Annotated in this window: 16 protein-coding genes; 4 read left to right on the top strand and 12 right to left on the bottom strand. The window is 62.8% G+C overall.

The features are described from left to right. Positions 1–224 precede the first annotated feature (224 nt). Both HNQ71_RS10770 and HNQ71_RS10775 read right to left on the bottom strand, forming a co-directional pair. Positions 225–905, bottom strand: coding sequence for an outer membrane lipoprotein carrier protein LolA (locus HNQ71_RS10770; protein WP_184873313.1), 681 nt, complete (start codon positions 903–905; stop codon positions 225–227). A gap of 146 nt (positions 906–1,051) precedes the next feature. Next, positions 1,052–3,724, bottom strand: coding sequence for a DNA translocase FtsK (locus HNQ71_RS10775; protein ID WP_184873314.1), 2,673 nt, complete (start codon positions 3,722–3,724; stop codon positions 1,052–1,054). A 214-nt stretch (positions 3,725–3,938) separates the two neighbouring features. Between HNQ71_RS10775 and HNQ71_RS10780 the strand changes: the two genes are divergently transcribed. Beyond that, positions 3,939–4,310, top strand: coding sequence for a hypothetical protein (locus HNQ71_RS10780; protein WP_184872569.1), 372 nt, complete (start codon positions 3,939–3,941; stop codon positions 4,308–4,310). 359 nt (positions 4,311–4,669) lie between these two features. On the opposite strand, the gene HNQ71_RS10785 is transcribed toward HNQ71_RS10780, so the two are convergent. From HNQ71_RS10785 to tesB, 3 genes are all read right to left on the bottom strand, one after another. Then, entirely contained in the window at positions 4,670–6,025 is a 1,356-nt protein-coding gene (locus tag HNQ71_RS10785) for an ammonium transporter (RefSeq protein ID WP_184872570.1), read from the bottom strand. A 31-nt stretch (positions 6,026–6,056) separates the two neighbouring features. Further along, positions 6,057–6,395, bottom strand: coding sequence for a P-II family nitrogen regulator (locus tag HNQ71_RS10790; protein WP_095084051.1), 339 nt, complete (start codon positions 6,393–6,395; stop codon positions 6,057–6,059). A 217-nt stretch (positions 6,396–6,612) separates the two neighbouring features. Then, positions 6,613–7,488: an acyl-CoA thioesterase II gene (tesB, locus tag HNQ71_RS10795; RefSeq protein ID WP_184872571.1), complete on the bottom strand. Its 876-nt coding sequence runs from the start codon at positions 7,486–7,488 to the stop codon at positions 6,613–6,615. A gap of 100 nt (positions 7,489–7,588) precedes the next feature. Between tesB and HNQ71_RS10800 the strand changes: the two genes are divergently transcribed. Then, on the top strand, positions 7,589–8,866 hold the full coding sequence (locus HNQ71_RS10800; RefSeq protein ID WP_184872572.1) for a ubiquinone biosynthesis hydroxylase: 1,278 nt from the start codon (positions 7,589–7,591) through the stop codon (positions 8,864–8,866). A 63-nt stretch (positions 8,867–8,929) separates the two neighbouring features. Here the strand turns inward: HNQ71_RS10800 and HNQ71_RS10805 are convergent, their stop codons facing one another. The 3 genes from HNQ71_RS10805 to HNQ71_RS10815 form a co-directional block, all read right to left on the bottom strand. Then, positions 8,930–9,457 carry a hypothetical protein gene (locus tag HNQ71_RS10805; protein ID WP_184872573.1) on the bottom strand — a complete coding sequence of 176 codons (528 nt, stop codon included), beginning with the start codon at positions 9,455–9,457 and terminating at the stop codon, positions 8,930–8,932. Positions 9,458–9,592: 135 nt separating this feature from the next. Next, on the bottom strand, positions 9,593–9,949 hold the full coding sequence (locus tag HNQ71_RS10810) for a YciI family protein (protein WP_184872574.1): 357 nt from the start codon (positions 9,947–9,949) through the stop codon (positions 9,593–9,595). Further along, a complete protein-coding gene (locus HNQ71_RS10815; RefSeq protein WP_246461455.1) occupies positions 9,946–10,269 on the bottom strand; it encodes a hypothetical protein in 324 nt (107 codons plus the stop codon). Before HNQ71_RS10815 ends, HNQ71_RS10810 begins: the two co-directional genes overlap by 4 nt. A gap of 136 nt (positions 10,270–10,405) precedes the next feature. On the opposite strand from HNQ71_RS10815, the gene HNQ71_RS10820 reads away from it, so the two are divergent. Then, positions 10,406–10,831, top strand: coding sequence for an OsmC family protein (locus HNQ71_RS10820; RefSeq protein WP_184872575.1), 426 nt, complete (start codon positions 10,406–10,408; stop codon positions 10,829–10,831). Positions 10,832–11,099: 268 nt separating this feature from the next. On the opposite strand, the gene HNQ71_RS10825 is transcribed toward HNQ71_RS10820, so the two are convergent. The 3 genes from HNQ71_RS10825 to HNQ71_RS10835 all read right to left on the bottom strand — a co-directional run bounded on the left by HNQ71_RS10825 (position 11,100) and on the right by HNQ71_RS10835 (position 14,483). Then, positions 11,100–11,735 carry a YceH family protein gene (locus HNQ71_RS10825; protein ID WP_184872576.1) on the bottom strand — a complete coding sequence of 212 codons (636 nt, stop codon included), beginning with the start codon at positions 11,733–11,735 and terminating at the stop codon, positions 11,100–11,102. A 230-nt stretch (positions 11,736–11,965) separates the two neighbouring features. Beyond that, on the bottom strand, positions 11,966–12,745 hold the full coding sequence (locus HNQ71_RS10830; protein WP_184872577.1) for a succinate dehydrogenase iron-sulfur subunit: 780 nt from the start codon (positions 12,743–12,745) through the stop codon (positions 11,966–11,968). Between the two features lie 97 nt (positions 12,746–12,842). Beyond that, a complete protein-coding gene (locus HNQ71_RS10835; RefSeq protein WP_184872578.1) occupies positions 12,843–14,483 on the bottom strand; it encodes a sulfatase-like hydrolase/transferase in 1,641 nt (546 codons plus the stop codon). A 219-nt stretch (positions 14,484–14,702) separates the two neighbouring features. Between HNQ71_RS10835 and HNQ71_RS10840 the strand changes: the two genes are divergently transcribed. After that, positions 14,703–14,921, top strand: a complete 219-nt coding sequence (locus HNQ71_RS10840; protein WP_184872579.1) for a hypothetical protein — start codon at positions 14,703–14,705, stop codon at positions 14,919–14,921. On the opposite strand, the gene HNQ71_RS10845 is transcribed toward HNQ71_RS10840, so the two are convergent. Further along, the gene (locus HNQ71_RS10845; RefSeq protein ID WP_184872580.1) at positions 14,899–15,336 is read right to left on the bottom strand and encodes a DUF3052 family protein; all 438 of its coding nucleotides are present in this window, start codon (positions 15,334–15,336) and stop codon (positions 14,899–14,901) included. The genes HNQ71_RS10840 and HNQ71_RS10845 overlap by 23 nt on opposite strands.

A 15,336-nucleotide genomic window follows, 5' to 3' on the forward strand; every position in this document is an offset into this window, starting at 1 on the left:
CAGTCCGGGAAACTGCCAGCCGCAAGCCGCAAAGACAAGCCGGCCCCCGCCCGGCGAGGCGCGACCCAGGGCTTTCCACAGCTATTGACGCGATTGGTCCTGGGACGGTTCATCGTTTCACAGAAACGCAGAACCGCTCTATCTCTTTGTTTTAACGCAATTCCCCAGGGAAAGCGCTACGCGCTTTTCCCGGGAAAACCGTTTCACACTTTCCTGGATTTGCTCTACCGCGCCCTGGTGTTGACTTCGCGATTCGCACTGTAGTCGATGGCGAAGGTGTCGGCGGCGAAGCTGACGCCTTCCTTGACGTTGAAGATCATCACCGTCGTGTCCTTGCCCTGTGCGTCGGTGATCGTCCACTGACGCAGCTCGTAGGATTTGGGATCGAACATCATCGTGATCTTCGAATTGCCGAACACCGATTTGTCGGCGAGCTGGATGGTGGTGAGGTCGTCTTCCTGCTTGACACTTTTGACGCGGTCGCCGGAGAGATCGATCTTGTCGTCGAGCAGCAGCTTCAGCGGCGTCTTCGACAGCGGATAGAGATCGGAGGTGTTAAGCCTCTTGTTCAGGATGACCACGGACTTGCCGTCTGAAATGACCCGGAAATTTGACGCGCCGTCATAGTTGAAGCGGATCTTGCCCGGCCGTTCGAGGAAGAACTTGCCGCCGGTCTGCTCGCCCTTGGGGCCGAACTGCACGAATTCGCCGCTCATCGATTTGACCGAGGAAAAATGGTCGGCGATCTTCTGTGCGGCCGGCGGCACGGCCGCCTGCGCCGAAGCCAGCAGCTGGAAGCCGGGCATCACGTTGAAGGCTGCCGCCCCTGCAAACGCCAGGCCGAGCCCGAGCAAGTGGCGCCGGGTGGGAGCAAAACTGCGGAGCGCTGAAGGATCGTTTTTCATGTCGGTCACTCTCATCTGATTCCTGAGTTGCTCTAGTGCTTGGACCCCCAGTTGGGCTGAAGTTTGGCGAGTCAGACGCGCCTCATTCGCTTCAACGCCCTGAACGGTTCAAGGTTGCGAGACAGGAGATATCACAAGGGTCACGGTCAGAACTTGTCCTCTTCGGTCGGCACCAGGATCTCGCGCTTGCCGGCATGGTTGGCCGGGCCGACGATCCCCTCCTTCTCCATTTTCTCGATGATCGAGGCGGCGCGGTTGTAGCCGATGCCCAGCCGGCGCTGGATGTAGCTGGTGGAAGCCTTGCCGTCGCGCAGCACCACGGAAACCGCCTGATCGTAAGGATCATCGGAATCCTCGAAATTGCTGTTGCCGCCGCCACCGCCCGAACCGCCCTTGCCCGACGGCTCGTCGTCGTCCTCGCCATCGTCCTCGGTGATGGCATCGAGATACTCCGGCACGCCCTGCAGCTTCAGATGCGCGACGATCTTCTCGACCTCTTCATCGGCGACGAACGGGCCGTGCACGCGCTGGATACGGCCGCCGCCGGCCATGTAGAGCATGTCGCCCATCCCGAGCAGCTGCTCGGCGCCCTGCTCGCCCAAGATGGTGCGGCTGTCGATCTTCGACGTCACCTGGAAGGAGATGCGTGTCGGGAAATTGGCCTTGATGGTGCCGGTGATGACGTCGACCGACGGGCGCTGTGTCGCCATGATGACATGGATGCCGGCGGCGCGCGCCATCTGCGCCAGGCGTTGCACCGCACCTTCGATGTCCTTGCCGGCGACCATCATCAGGTCGGCCATCTCGTCGATGATGACGACGATATAGGGCATCGGCTCGAGGTCCAGATTCTCCGTCTCGTAGATCGCCTCGCCGGTCTGGCGGTCGAAACCGGTCTGCACGGTGCGCGAGATCTTTTCGCCCTTCTTGTCGGCTTGCTGCACACGGGCGTTGAAACCATCGATGTTGCGCACGCCGACCTTCGACATCTTGCGGTAGCGGTCCTCCATCTCGCGCACAGTCCATTTCAGCGCCACCACCGCCTTCTTCGGATCGGTGACCACCGGCGTGAGCAGATGCGGAATACCGTCATAGACCGACAGTTCCAGCATTTTCGGATCGATCATGATCAGCCGGCAATCCTGCGGCGTCAGCCGGTAGAGCAGCGACAGGATCATGGTGTTGATGGCGACGGACTTGCCCGAGCCGGTGGTGCCGGCGACCAGCACGTGCGGCATCTTGGCGATGTCGACGATGACCGCCTCGCCATTGATGGTCTTGCCCAGCGCCAGCGCCAGCTTGGCCTTCGTCGTTTCGAAGTCGCGGCTGGCCAGGATCTCCCGGAGATAGACGGTTTCGCGCTTGGCGTTCGGCAGTTCGATGCCGATGGCGTTGCGGCCGGGCACCACGGCGACGCGGCAAGCGATGGCGCTCATCGAGCGGGCGATGTCGTCGGACAGGCCGATGACGCGCGACGATTTGATGCCGGGCGCCGGTTCGAGCTCGTAGAGCGTGACGACGGGACCGGGGCGGACGGCGATGATCTCGCCCTTGACGCCGAAATCCTCCAGCACGCCCTCGAGCAGGCGGGCATTTTGTTCCAGCGCGTCCTTGGACAGGCTGGCATCGCGCACCACGTTCTTCGGTTCGGACAGGAAATGCAGCGACGGCATCTCGAATTTTTCCGAGCCGATCAGCGATGTCTGCGCCTCGCGCTGGACACGGGCGCCCGGAGCCGGACGCGGCGCCGGCGCCTCGACGCGGGTGGCGGCATCGGAGCGGAATTGCTGCACCCTGCCCGTCGGCGCCGAACGGCGTTGCACGACGGGCTCATCGTCGAAATCGGCATCTTCGCCATTGTCGAAGCGATCGCCGAAGACATCGTCATCATCCGGATCGACCGAAATGCTGCGGTCATTGACCATGGCGGCGAAGAATTCGGGCTCGACGCGGGCGCGGCCATCCGGGCTCATCCGCGATTCCGCGAACTCGGCCGATTCGACCCGTTCGGCGGCGCGCCGCCAGCCGCTCGCGCGCGGCTCCATCTCCGGCTCATACTCCTCCCGCTCCTGCCTGCGGCGCACGGCGCGGCGGTGCATCCAGGCGCGCAGCGACAGCCACCAGTGGGTGATGGCGCCAAGCGCCAGAATGCCTTCGTCGCCTTCATCCTCGTCATTGTCGAACAAGAGGTCGTCCTCGCGCGGATCGGCGGCAGGCTCGTCCTCCATCACGGCGAAGCCGTTCTTGCGTCCGATCAGCGCCGAACCGTGGGCAAAGAGCCACAGCGCGGGTGCGGCCAGCAAGAAGGCGATGATGCTGGCGAACAGCCCGGTCGGATAGCCGCCGATGACAACCCCGGGGATCTTCAGCACCATGTCGCCGAACACGCCGCCGAGGCCGGTGGGCAGCGGCCAGGTCTTGGGCGGCACCACGCAGCCGGCCATTGCCGCGGCGAGCAGGGCGAAGCCGAACCACGAAAGCCCGCGCCTGGGCAGCCTGTCGACGCCGCGCGCGGAAAACAGCAGGAAGCCCCAGATCACGGTCGGAGCCAGGGCCGCGACGGCGGCAAGGCCGAAGAACTGCATGGCAAGGTCGGAGAATACAGCACCCGCATAGCCCATGGCGTTGGTGACGGTGTTGTTCGTCGCGTGCGAGAAGCTCGGATCGGCGACATTCCAGGTGGCAAGGCTGGCGACGCCGAAGGCGGCCAGCACGAACAGTCCGGCGCCGACCAGCCGCCCGACCTGGCGCCGCGCGAACGCCTGGATGCCGTGCCCCGTATCGGCCAGCGCGAGCGGTGCTGAAGCCCCTGAACGCATGCTCATCCCCGTCTGTCATTGCTTCGCGCGGGTGCGTGGCGCACTCCGGCAGATTCGGGTCTCAGACTATCGGCGGGAAGGTTAAGGGCGCATTAACTATAAGAAGTTGAGATGATCAAACCTCGTTACCGCCGGTTGAGCCGCTAGCTGCCCAGGGGAGCGACCTGAGAACGGGCCGTGACGTCGCCGCAGGGCCGCCATTGTGGGTAGAGGCATGCAATCTGTCATCCTTCGCGTGGCGGTTCTTGGCTGGGCAGGGCTCAGTCTCCTGCTCGCTTTGCACTGGTTTGTCGAACTCGGCATGGTGGGCTTCCCGGATGGCTACGTGACGCCCTTTGCAAGAGCGACCGGCCCGCTGCTGCACACCCTCGCCACCGCCTGTCTGATGCAGGGCGTGTATTTTCTGTACAGGGGTCTTTTCGGCAAGGGATTGGGATTGCTGGGGCTCGGCCTGCAGATTTTGATCGCGGCCGTCCTGACGGTGGCGCCTGTGCTGATTGTCAGGAATTGCCCTCATTCCCAGACATGCAGCAGCGCCTATGAGGCGCTGACAAACACCATGATGGACGACGGCGCCGGCGGATAGAGTTGCCGCCGGAACGGTTTGTCGGGAGATCCTGCTCAATCCCTGTCCACACGCAGCCTCGCAGGGTGCACAGGGCACGCCATAGTTTGGCAGAAAAGATCGAACCTCGGCTCGATCAAGACGCCTGTCGGTTGGCGCCGCCAAGCGTCTGCAGGGTCGCACAGAACTCGGCGTGGTACCAAAAAAGAGGCCCGGAACGTGTCCGGGCCTCAATGCGTGACCTCCTTTCGGGAGCGTCACGACGGGATCTTTCGAGGCAATTCCAGGAAAAGCGGCTGCGGTTTTCCGTTCGGAATTGCGTAGGCAGATAAGGGGGCCGGCGGGAGGAGGGTTCCGCCGGCCCCTTGGCTAAGCTGGCCTTACGGCACCACTTCGCCATGCTGGGAGATGTCGAGGCCCTCGACCTCTTCCTGGGTCGTCGGACGCAGGCCGACCAGCGCCTTGACGATGTAGAGGATCACGAAGGTGGCGATGCCCGTCCACACGATGGTGACGGCGACGCCGTAGATCTGCTTGCCGAGCGAAGCACCCGACGACAGGCTGTTGATCGCCGGATCGGCGAGCACGCCGGTGAGCAGGGCGCCGATGATGCCGCCGACGCCGTGCACGCCGAACGCATCGAGCGAGTCGTCATAGCCGAACATATGCTTGACCTTGACCGCCGAGAGGTAGCAGACGACGCCGGCGACGATGCCGACGATGAAGGCGCCGGTCGGGTTGACGAAGCCGGAAGCCGGCGTCACCGCCACCAGGCCGGCGACGGCACCCGAGATGATGCCGAGCACGGAGGGCTTCTTGGCGACGATCCATTCGGCGAACATCCAGGCCAGCGCCGCCGCTGCGGTGGCAACCTGGGTGTTGAGCATGGCGGCACCGGCGAGGCCGTCGGCAGCCAGTTCCGAACCGGCGTTGAAGCCGAACCAGCCGACCCACAGCAGCGAAGCACCGATCACCGAGTAGACCAGGTTGTGCGGCGCCATGTTGGTGGTGCCGTAGCCTTCGCGCTTGCCGAGAACCAGGGCGCAGACCAGACCGGCGACACCGGCGTTGATGTGGACGACCGTACCGCCGGCGAAGTCGAGCACGCCAGCCGTGCCGAGGAAGCCGCCACCCCAGACCCAATGCGCGATCGGCACGTAGACGACCAGAAGCCACAGAGCCATGAAGATCAGCAGCGCCGAGAATTTGAAGCGTTCGGCGAAGGCGCCGGCAATCAGCGCCGGGGTGATGATGGCGAAGGTCATCTGGAACATCGAGAAGACGAATTCAGGAATGTTCGCGACGCCCGGCAGCCACAGCGAGGCAGTGGTGATGCCGTGATGGAAGAATTTCGAGGTGCCGCCGAGATAGGCATTCATCCCGCCGCCGTCGGAGAAGGCCAGCGAATAGCCGAACATGAACCACAGCACCGTCACCAGGCAGGTGATGGCAAAGCTCTGCATGATGGTGGCGAGCACGTTCTTCTTGCGCACCATGCCCCCGTAAAACAGCGCCAGGCCCGGAATGGTCATCATCAGCACCAGCGCCGTCGAGGTCAGCATCCAGGCGGTGTTGCCGGTGTCGAGCACCGGGGTGGGGGCGGCAGCCGGCGCAGCCGCGGCTGCGGCGGGAGCCGCTTCCTGCGCGAAGGCGGCGACCGTGCCCAATGCTGCGAGAGCGAGCGAGCCCAAAAGGGCGGCACGTCCCGTCGTCTTCAAGGTGGAAGGAATATTCATTGAACTCTCCATTGGAATACGTGTTCGCCGCTCAGAGCGCGTCGGTGTCTGTTTCGCCGGTGCGGATGCGCACCGCCTGATCGATACCGAAAACGAAGATCTTGCCGTCGCCGATCTGGCCGGTCTTGGCGGCCGCGGTGATGGCTTCGACGGCCTTGTCGACTACGTCGGCACTGACCGCGACTTCGATCTTGATCTTCGGCAGGAAACTGACCGCGTATTCCGCTCCGCGATAGATTTCCGTATGTCCCTTCTGACGCCCGTAGCCTTTGACTTCGGTGACGGTCAGGCCCTGGATGCCAACGGCGGTAAGCGCTTCGCGCACCTCGTCGAGCTTGAACGGCTTGATGATTGCCATCACGATTTTCATAAGGTTTCACCCTTTGCTGTTGCGGTCCCCCGCGTTTGCACGACTTCACCGAACCCAAAGAGCCGGAGAGTGCCCACGAGGATTCAAGCTCCGTGCCAATTGCCGAAGCAGGGTGTTAACCTGTTGTAAACAAAGGAATTGAGGCCGCTTGAGCGACGACGTGCCCGCAACGGCGGCACATCACTTGCTTAAAAATTAGGCAATTTTCTCAAAATGCCTACTCTGCAGGCGATCGCTTGAGACGGATCAGCCCTTCCTGCACAACCGAGGCGATCAGCGTGCCGTCGCGGGCAAACAGCGAGCCGCGCGTAAAGCCGCGCGACCCCTGTGTCGACGGGCTGTCTTGCGTATAAAGCATCCAGTCGTCGAGCGCATGGCTGCGATGGAACCACATGGCGTGATCGAGGCTCGCCGCCTGGATATCGCGATCGAAAATGGCGCGGCCATGAGCGAAGGTCGATGTGTCGAGCAGCGTCATGTCGGAAAGATAGGCCAGCACCGCCGCCTGAGTGGCGCGATCCGCCGGAACCGGACCGGTCGTGCGGATCCAGATGTTCTGCTTCGGCTCCAGCTTTTCGCGGCTGGTGTAGTGCTTCAGCATCACCGGCTTCATCTCGATCGGCCGGTCTCGCTCCCAGTAGCGCTTGATGCCTTCGGGCACCGCCTCGCCGAACTTGCCCAGCAATTCGCGCTGCGACAGCAATGTGTCTGGCCCCGGGACGTCCTGCGGCATCGGCACCTGGTGTTCGAGGCCGACCTCATCCTGCTGGAACGAGGCTTCCAGCGAAAAGATCGCCTGGCCGTGCTGGATCGCCACCACGCGGCGCGTGGTGAAGGACCCGCCGTCGCGGATCCGGTCGACCTCGTAGACGATCGGCACCTTGGTGTCGCCGGGCCGCATGAAATAGCCGTGCAGCGAATGCACGTGGCGATCGGGGTCGACGGTCCGCTGTGCCGCCACCAGCGCCTGGGCGATGGTCTGTCCGCCGAAGACGCGCTGCCAGTCGAGCAAGGGGCTGCGACCACGATACAGATTGTGTTCCAGCTTCTCGAGGTCGAGAATGTCGAGAAGCTCGTCCATGGCAGCCGTCATATTTTCGCACCCTTGCCGCAGAAGTGTTATGGCGGTTTCCGACAGGACGGACAGGCAGTCAAGGGCGCAAGACCCGGTCGGCGTGCAAGGAGCGAAGAAGATGGAACGCAAGACCGACGCGAAAACCAGATCAAGCGCGACAACAAGGTCTGGGCTCGACGTTCTGGTCGCTGGCGCCGGCTATGTCGGCTTGGCCAGCGCCGTCTCGCTGAAGCAGGCGCGTCCGGGCCTCGCCATCGCGCTGGTCGATGCCGCGCCCGCCGGCGCCTGGCAAAGGGATGGCCGCGCTTCGGCCATCGCCGCCGCCGCCTGCCGGATGCTCGACCAGCTCGGCGTGTGGGCCGAGATCGCGCCGCAGGCCCAGGCGATCACCGAGATGATCATCACCGATTCGCGCACCTCGGATCCGGTGCGTCCGGTCTTCCTGACCTTCGACGGCGAGGTCGCACCGGGCGAACCCTTTGCGCACATGGTCGCCAACCGGGTGCTGAACGGCGCCTTGCGGGCCAGCGCCGAGAAACTCGGCATCGACATCATCGAAGGCGTTGCCGTGCAGGGTTTTGAGACCAACGGCGCAGGCATCACCGTGCATCTTGCCGACGGCGCGACGCTGAAGGCTCGCCTGCTGATTGCCGCCGACGGCGTCAACTCGAAGTTGCGCGACATGGCCGGCATCAAGACGGTGAGGTGGGAATATGGCCAGTCCGGCATCGTCTGTACGGTAGCGCATGAACGCCCGCACAATGGCCGCGCGGAGGAACATTTCCTGCCGGCCGGCCCGTTTGCCACGCTGCCGCTCAAGCCCGGCGAGGACGGCACCAACCGTTCGTCGATCGTCTGGGTCGAGCGCACGCCCGATGCCGAGAAGCTGGTTGCCGGTGACGATCTCGTCTTCGAGCACGAACTCGAACAGCGTTTCAGCCTGAAGCTTGGCGAGATCCGCGTCGCGGACACGCCGCGCGCTTGGCCGCTCGGCCTGACCATCGCGCGTGCCTTCGTCGCGCCGCGCATAGCGCTCGCCGGGGATGCCGCCCATGGCATCCACCCGATCGCCGGCCAAGGCCTCAATCTCGGCTTCAAGGATGTCGCCGCTCTGGCCGAAGTGATCGTCGAGGCCGACCGCCTCGGCCAGGACATCGGCGCGCTCGACGTGCTCGAACGCTACCAGCAGTGGCGTCGCTTCGACACCGTGCAGATGGGCATCACCACGGACGTGCTGAACCGGCTGTTTTCCAACGACATCGGCCCGCTGCGCACTGTCCGTGATATCGGGCTCGGTCTGGTCGAGCGCATGCCGCGCCTGAAGGAGTTTTTTATCCGTCAGGCGTCTGGACTGTCCACCAGCACGCCAAGACTGCTGAAAGGCGAGGCGATCTGACACGACGTACCAGCGTGTGTTCAGGTTCAGGTCAGGCCGACCCTCATCTGAACGTCAGCACACCTAATTGACTTCGAAGCCGAGCTTCTGCCGCAGCCGCAATATGCGCTGGTCGGCGATCTCAAGGCGTTTCTCACCGCCTTGCGCGGCCCGGTTGATCATCTGCAGCAGATCGTTTCGCTCGGCCACATCGAGCCGTTCGCGCAGGAACGGCGCCAGCTTGTCGATGACGATCGTGGCGTCGTCGATCTGTGACGCGGCCCACTTGGCGTAGATCACCGCCTCGTCGGTCTTCTTCTTGTCGGCGATCTCGGAAATCACCGCGCGAATGACAGCCTCGCGTTTCGGCAGCACGGGCCCATCCTCGGAAACGATGGCGGTGATCAGCGTCGCCGCCGCCACCACCGGATCGTCGATCGCTGTCAGCGGCGACAGGGCCGCCTGCTTGCGCAGTTTCTTGCGGCGCACGGAGCCCTGGACCCGACCGATGACATCGGCAACGTCACGCGCCGCCTCGTTCATCGCCTTCATCCGGTACCACCAGAACGCCGCCGCGCCCAACGCGCCAAGGATAGCAATCAGGAAAGGCATGCCGAATCCCCCAAAATCCCGGCGACGATAGGAGAACTCCTGCCTTGCTTCAACGCGCAAAAATTGCGCACGAAATGAAACCACGTTTGCTCAACCGAACGTCCCGATCCAAATGGCCGCAACGCATGGCAGGCATCATGACCCCGGTATGTCGTAGATGGCGCGGACCTCGATCCTGCCGAGTTCGGCCAACGGAATGCCCGCGGCAATGTCCAGCGCCTCGTCGAGATCCTTTGCCTCGACCATCACGAAGCCGAGCAACTGCTCCTTGGTTTCAGTGAAGGGCCCATCGGTGACCAGCCGCTTGCCCTGGCGCCGGCGCACGGTTTTGGCTGACGTCACCGATTGCAGCGCCTCGGCGACGATCAGCAAGCCTTTCTCCTCAAGCGATCGGTCATAGGCCAGCGAATCGGCGTTGAGCTTGGCCGACCCTGCCGGGGTCAGCGCATGAAGATCCTTTTCCTCGCCATAGACCAGGCAGACATATTTCATTTCGAGCTCCCTTGCTGTGTCGAGGCGACGAGCGTGTCGGCCCGGTCCTTGCCCGCCGCCGCATGGTCGAGAATGCACACCGCAACCCCGATGATGGCAACCGCCGCCAGAAACCGGCCGAACGCCGGCGCGGGCTGGTGCATCCAGTCGGCCTCCCGTCCGCCGGCTCCGTGGCCGGCCTTCTTCCAATGCGCACAAAACAGCATATCCATGCGATCCTCCATCCGGCCATCACTTGCGTGGCCGCCCGCAGGACGGGCGAGGCGGATCGAAGTCGACATTTTTGCACGCGCATTTTTCAAAAAAAGAATCGAAGCCACCGCCGTCGTGGTCCAAAGAGCGCAGTGGCCTTCGCGTCTGCGCGCGCTATAGTTGACCGGACGCCGGCCCCAACCCCGATCGCAAGCCCGGCAACCCGCGCCACGACAACCCACCACGACAACCAAGGAGGAATTCATGGACCGCACCGCAAACGCCGTCTGGAAAGGCAATCTGAAGGAGGGCAAGGGCACGCTCGATACGCAGAGCGGGACCCTGAAGGGCACGCCCTATTCGTTCAAGGCGCGCTTCGAGGACGAGAGCGGCAAATCCGGCACCAATCCGGAAGAGCTGATCGCCGCGGCACACGCCGGCTGCTACGCCATGCAGTTTTCGCATTTCCTGGCCGAAAACGGCACGCCCGCCGCCGAACTCGACGCCAAGGCGGTGGTGACGCTGGTTCCCGGCACCGGCATCACCGGCAGCGCCCTTACCGTGGTCGGCAAGGTGCCGGGCATCGATGCGGCCAAGTTCAAGGAGCTGGCCGAGAAGGCCAAGGCCGAATGCCCGGTCTCCAAGGCACTCGGCGCCATAAAAGTGTCGCTAGACGCCAGGCTTGGGTGAGAGCTCGGGTTCGATACAGAAACGCCGGCTCAAGGGCCGGCGTTTTGCATTTTGTAGAAGCATCTTTCGCAACGCCGGCGCCGGGTCACCCCCCTCTGCCCTACCGGGCATCTCCCCCTCATGAGGGGGAGATTGGCAGCTTTGCCGTCCTGCCTCATTCAGCGTCGGAGATTGGCGAAAGTCGAGGTGACGTCCAATCTCCCCCAAGAGGGGGAGATGTCCGGCAGGACAGAGGGGGGCGCTGTCCCGCCAGCGTCTCGAATGATTGTTAGCGGCCTTCGCCGGTCAGCGCCTCGATGAGGGCGCGCAGCCTCGCAACTTCTGCCTCGAGGGCGCTGACGCGTTCCTCGAGAGCTGAAGTGCCCGACGGCGCCTGGTGCACGGCGACGGCCGCGATCTGCACCGCGCCGCTCAGCAGATGCATAAAACGCTCCTCGCGCTGGCCGGGGCCACGCTCGATCAGAACCACCAGCGGCGGCCTGCGGCCGATCAGCAGATCGAGGTCGGTGCGGAGCGCCTCGATCGACGAAAACCGCGCCATGCGCTCGGCTCGCGCCAGCAATTCATGCGCCGTCTGCGCGCCGCGCAACAGCATCAGGCCGATCAGCGCGATCTGCGCCGAGGTGAGCGAAAAGCGCTGCGCCACCTGATGCTCGTAGCGCTCGACGCGCGAGGCGAAGACCTGCCGGACCAGGCCCTTCTGCTCCAACTGGCTCAGCGCCCGCCTGACCTCGACAAGTTCGACCGCCATCACCGGCTCGCGCGCCGTCTTCTGGTTGGCCGCGGCATGCGCGCCGTTGAGCGTCAGCGGATAGACATCCGGCGTCAGCTCCTTCTTCTCGATCAGGCAGCCGAGCACGCGCGCCTCGACAGGGGAGAGAATGGGAAGGTCGGTATCTGTCATGGCGTCGCTATCCTTCTGAGGCCGGCGGGACAGCACCCCCTCTGTCCTGCCGGACATCTCCCCCGCAAGGGGGAGATCGGCAGCTTTAGCGCGGTCAGACCATTCTCGCAAAGTTGGAAATTAGCGAAAGCCGGGATGACGGCCAATCTCCCCCCTTGCGGGGAAGATGTCCGGCAGGACAGAGGGGGGTGGGAAGGATCGCAACGGCTGAGGTGATTTCCCCACTAAAACTACACCCTTCTCTCCACCATCATCTTCTTGATCTCGGCGATCGCCTTGGCCGGGTTGAGGCCCTTGGGGCAGGTCTGCGCGCAGTTCATGATGGTGTGGCAGCGATAGAGCCGGAACGGGTCTTCGAGATTGTCGAGCCGCTCGCCCTGGGCTTCGTCACGGGAATCGATCAGCCAGCGATAGGCCTGCAGCAGCGTTGCCGGGCCGAGATAGCGGTCGCCGTTCCACCAGTAGCTCGGGCAGGAGGTCGAGCAGCAGGCGCACAGGATGCACTCGTAGAGGCCATCCAGCTTCTCACGCTCCTCGTGGCTCTGCAGCCATTCCTTGGCCGGCTCCGGCGATACCGTCTTCAGCCACGGCTGGATCGAGGCGTGCTGGGCATAGAAATTGGTGAGGTCGGGCACCAGGTCCTTGACCACTTGCATATGCGGCAGTGGGTATACCTTGACGGCGCCGGAAATGTCGTCGCAGCCTTTGGTGCAGGCGAGTGTGTTGGAGCCGTCGATGTTCATGGCACAGGAGCCGCAGATGCCCTCGCGGCAAGAGCGGCGCAAGGTCAGCGTCGGATCGATCTTGTTCTTGATCCAGAGCAGTGCGTCGAGCACCATCGGCCCGCAATCGTCCATGTCGACGAAATAGCTGTCGATGCGCGGGTTCTCGTCATCGTCCGGCGACCAGCGGTAGATGCGGTACTCGCGCAGATTGGTGGCGCCTTCCGGCTTCGGCCAGGTCTTGCCCTGCTGGACCTTCGAGTTCTTGGGGAGCGTAAGTTCGACCATTGGCGTGCCTCTGAACGTGACCTTTTAATCGGCTTCTGGGTGCCAAATCAAGGCGCTATCTGGCATCGAACACTTGCCGCCGGTGTGCACCCTGGCATTAATGCGGCTCAGCCTCGGACGCCGCGGCCGTCCGTGCCGGTTTCAGCTGCCAGAATGATCTGACGAGCACATCCTCGGCATGGATCGCGTCATCGAACTGGCCCTGTCCAAGTGCCTGGACCAGCGTCGGTCGATCCCCAAGCAGCGAAACGCCAAGGGCAGCCTGGTCATTTGGGAGCGGCACGCCTAGCGCCTCCAGAATGGAGGGAAATACGTCAATCGTGCCCGAAAGCCCGGTATACGCCTTGGAGGGAATGCCATCGCCCGACAGGGAGAAAAAATTGCGCCGTTTAAACGTGTTCAGGCGATCCGTCACCGTGCTCGGCGCGCTGAGGTGGTCACTTTGCAACGCCACAACGGTGTTCCTCATCAGACCTTCGGCCTCGGCTTTGTGGATGAAGTCTGCGACCAGCATGTTGGTGCATTTCACGGCATGGAGAATATTGGGGGCTTGTGGGGAAAGTCCTGTCTTGCCGATACATTTGTCAGTCAGGTAGCCATCCGGCGCATGCCCACCACTGACGGCGATCGTCAGCGAGACCGGTTTGCCGTCTCGGTTCGCGCGCCGCAAAACGTCGAAGCTCATGTCCAGAACCTGGGCGTCATCGGCGCCAAAAGAGCTGCCACGCCCACCGACGGCGGCCACCACTTCGGATCCCCCAAACAGCGATGAATAGCCATGGGTGGAATAGAATTCTCCCTGACCGGTGAAGCCGAGCGGCCAACCGGAAATGAAGTTCTGCTGATAGCCTCGCGCCTTCAGAACATCGCCCAGGCAGGTCAGGCCTGGCAGGAATTGCGAATTCTCCTCCATGTACTGGCGCGTTGTGAAATACGTTATTAGCAGCGGCGTTCCACAGTTGGCGGCGACCATCCCGGAGATGGAGTTGTTGGTGTAGGCAAGTTGCACCATGTTGGTCGCCGAAACGCCACGCCTGTCGAATTCGCGCAGCGGGCCCGTGACGTCGCCGAACTCCGCCTCGTTCATGTAGGTGCGCTCGGCACTCTCGATGAAAATATGAATGAGGTTCCTTGGCGCGACGGTCTCCGACGCTGTTCCGGCCGGTTTTGTCAAAGAGGTGATATCGACGAACCGCTTGGACAGGAAATCATGCAGCGGGTTGAGATGGATCGCAGCCGCGATCGGGCGCGTCAGCATCGGGTTTGCCGCCAGGAAGAACGCCATCAAGGCAACGTCCAATCTTCGTGTCAGCGTGCCGCGCGCCTTCAGTGCGCCAAGGCCGAAAAGAACGACCAAAATGACCAGTATCGTGCTTCCCGTATTCACCAGACATTCGAGAACGACACCGGGCGTGAGAACTCCGGCGTCGACATGCATGAACATCGCGCCCCAATCGAAATAGCCGAAAACACTTTCGACGTAGACATAGAAAAGGAAGAGAAAACAAGGAATAAGCGACAAGTAGGCGCTGAACCACCTGCTTGTTGGCTGATCCGTCCTGACCCCTTGGAGGCGATCCAGCAAGAGAAGCGAGCACAGAGCGCCCAGGCCAAGGACCGCCAGCAGCCTTTTCTCCTGAAGATAAACCAGCGACACGAGCCAGGTGAGCGACCCCACTGTCGCGACGCTGACCAATGATCCAATTGGCCAGCAACGAATAGCATGAAATCCGCGCATACTTCGCACTCGATCGACGATTTCCGAAGTGGATATCGAGAATCACTTAAAGCTATACTAAGGCAATGCTGATGAGTGCAAATATCAAACGGCCAGTTACTTTCGAGATCGCTAATATACGTCGCTCAAAAGTGACCTCGGTTTTGGGCGAACGGCGTGCATGAGCGGTTCGACGTTTCCGTGAAACGGTGAACCGCTCTAAGCGCATTGTTGTGAGAGATGGACGGCCTCGTATTTCAGGCGAGCGCCGAAATTCTCGATCAGACGGGCCAGCCGGTCGATCTGTGCAAAGTCGACAGCGCCAGCCATATCGCAGAGGTCATCGAAAAGCGCGATAGAGACCGTGCGCCATCCGGCTTCGGTCAGGTTTTGCCTTGCTGGATCTTCGAATTCTTGGGGAGCGTCAGTTCAACCGTTACCTGCGGTCTTTTCGGATGACGAGCTTCAGCCCGGACCAGATTTCATTGACGGCGGCGACTTTCACATCGACCAGGTCGCGCTTCAGCGCCTCGGCGCGAACAACACCCTCGGTGACGTCGCTGGCCACCTTCGATGCCTTCTTCGGCCAGGACACCCAGACCATGCCGTCGCGCTTGATCGCCGCCTCGACGTCGCCGAGGCGATCCTCGATCTCGGCACGCTGTCGGGTGAAGGCATGGACCGCATCGTATTTTTGGGTCGTTCCCGCAATGTCAGACCAATCGGCCAGCCGGTCGACATTGGCAAAGGCAACAGCATCGGCCAGCTCATCGAGTTCCGATGGCAGCGCGATGAAGGCGGCGGTCATCCCGTCCTTCAGGCCGAGCTTGGCCGGAAGGGGCGTAGCGGAATATCCCGAGGCCGCCAGCGCCAT

Origin of the sequence: Mesorhizobium sangaii (assembly GCF_014207355.1) — a bacterium.
Taxonomy (GTDB): domain Bacteria; phylum Pseudomonadota; class Alphaproteobacteria; order Rhizobiales; family Rhizobiaceae; genus Mesorhizobium; species Mesorhizobium sangaii.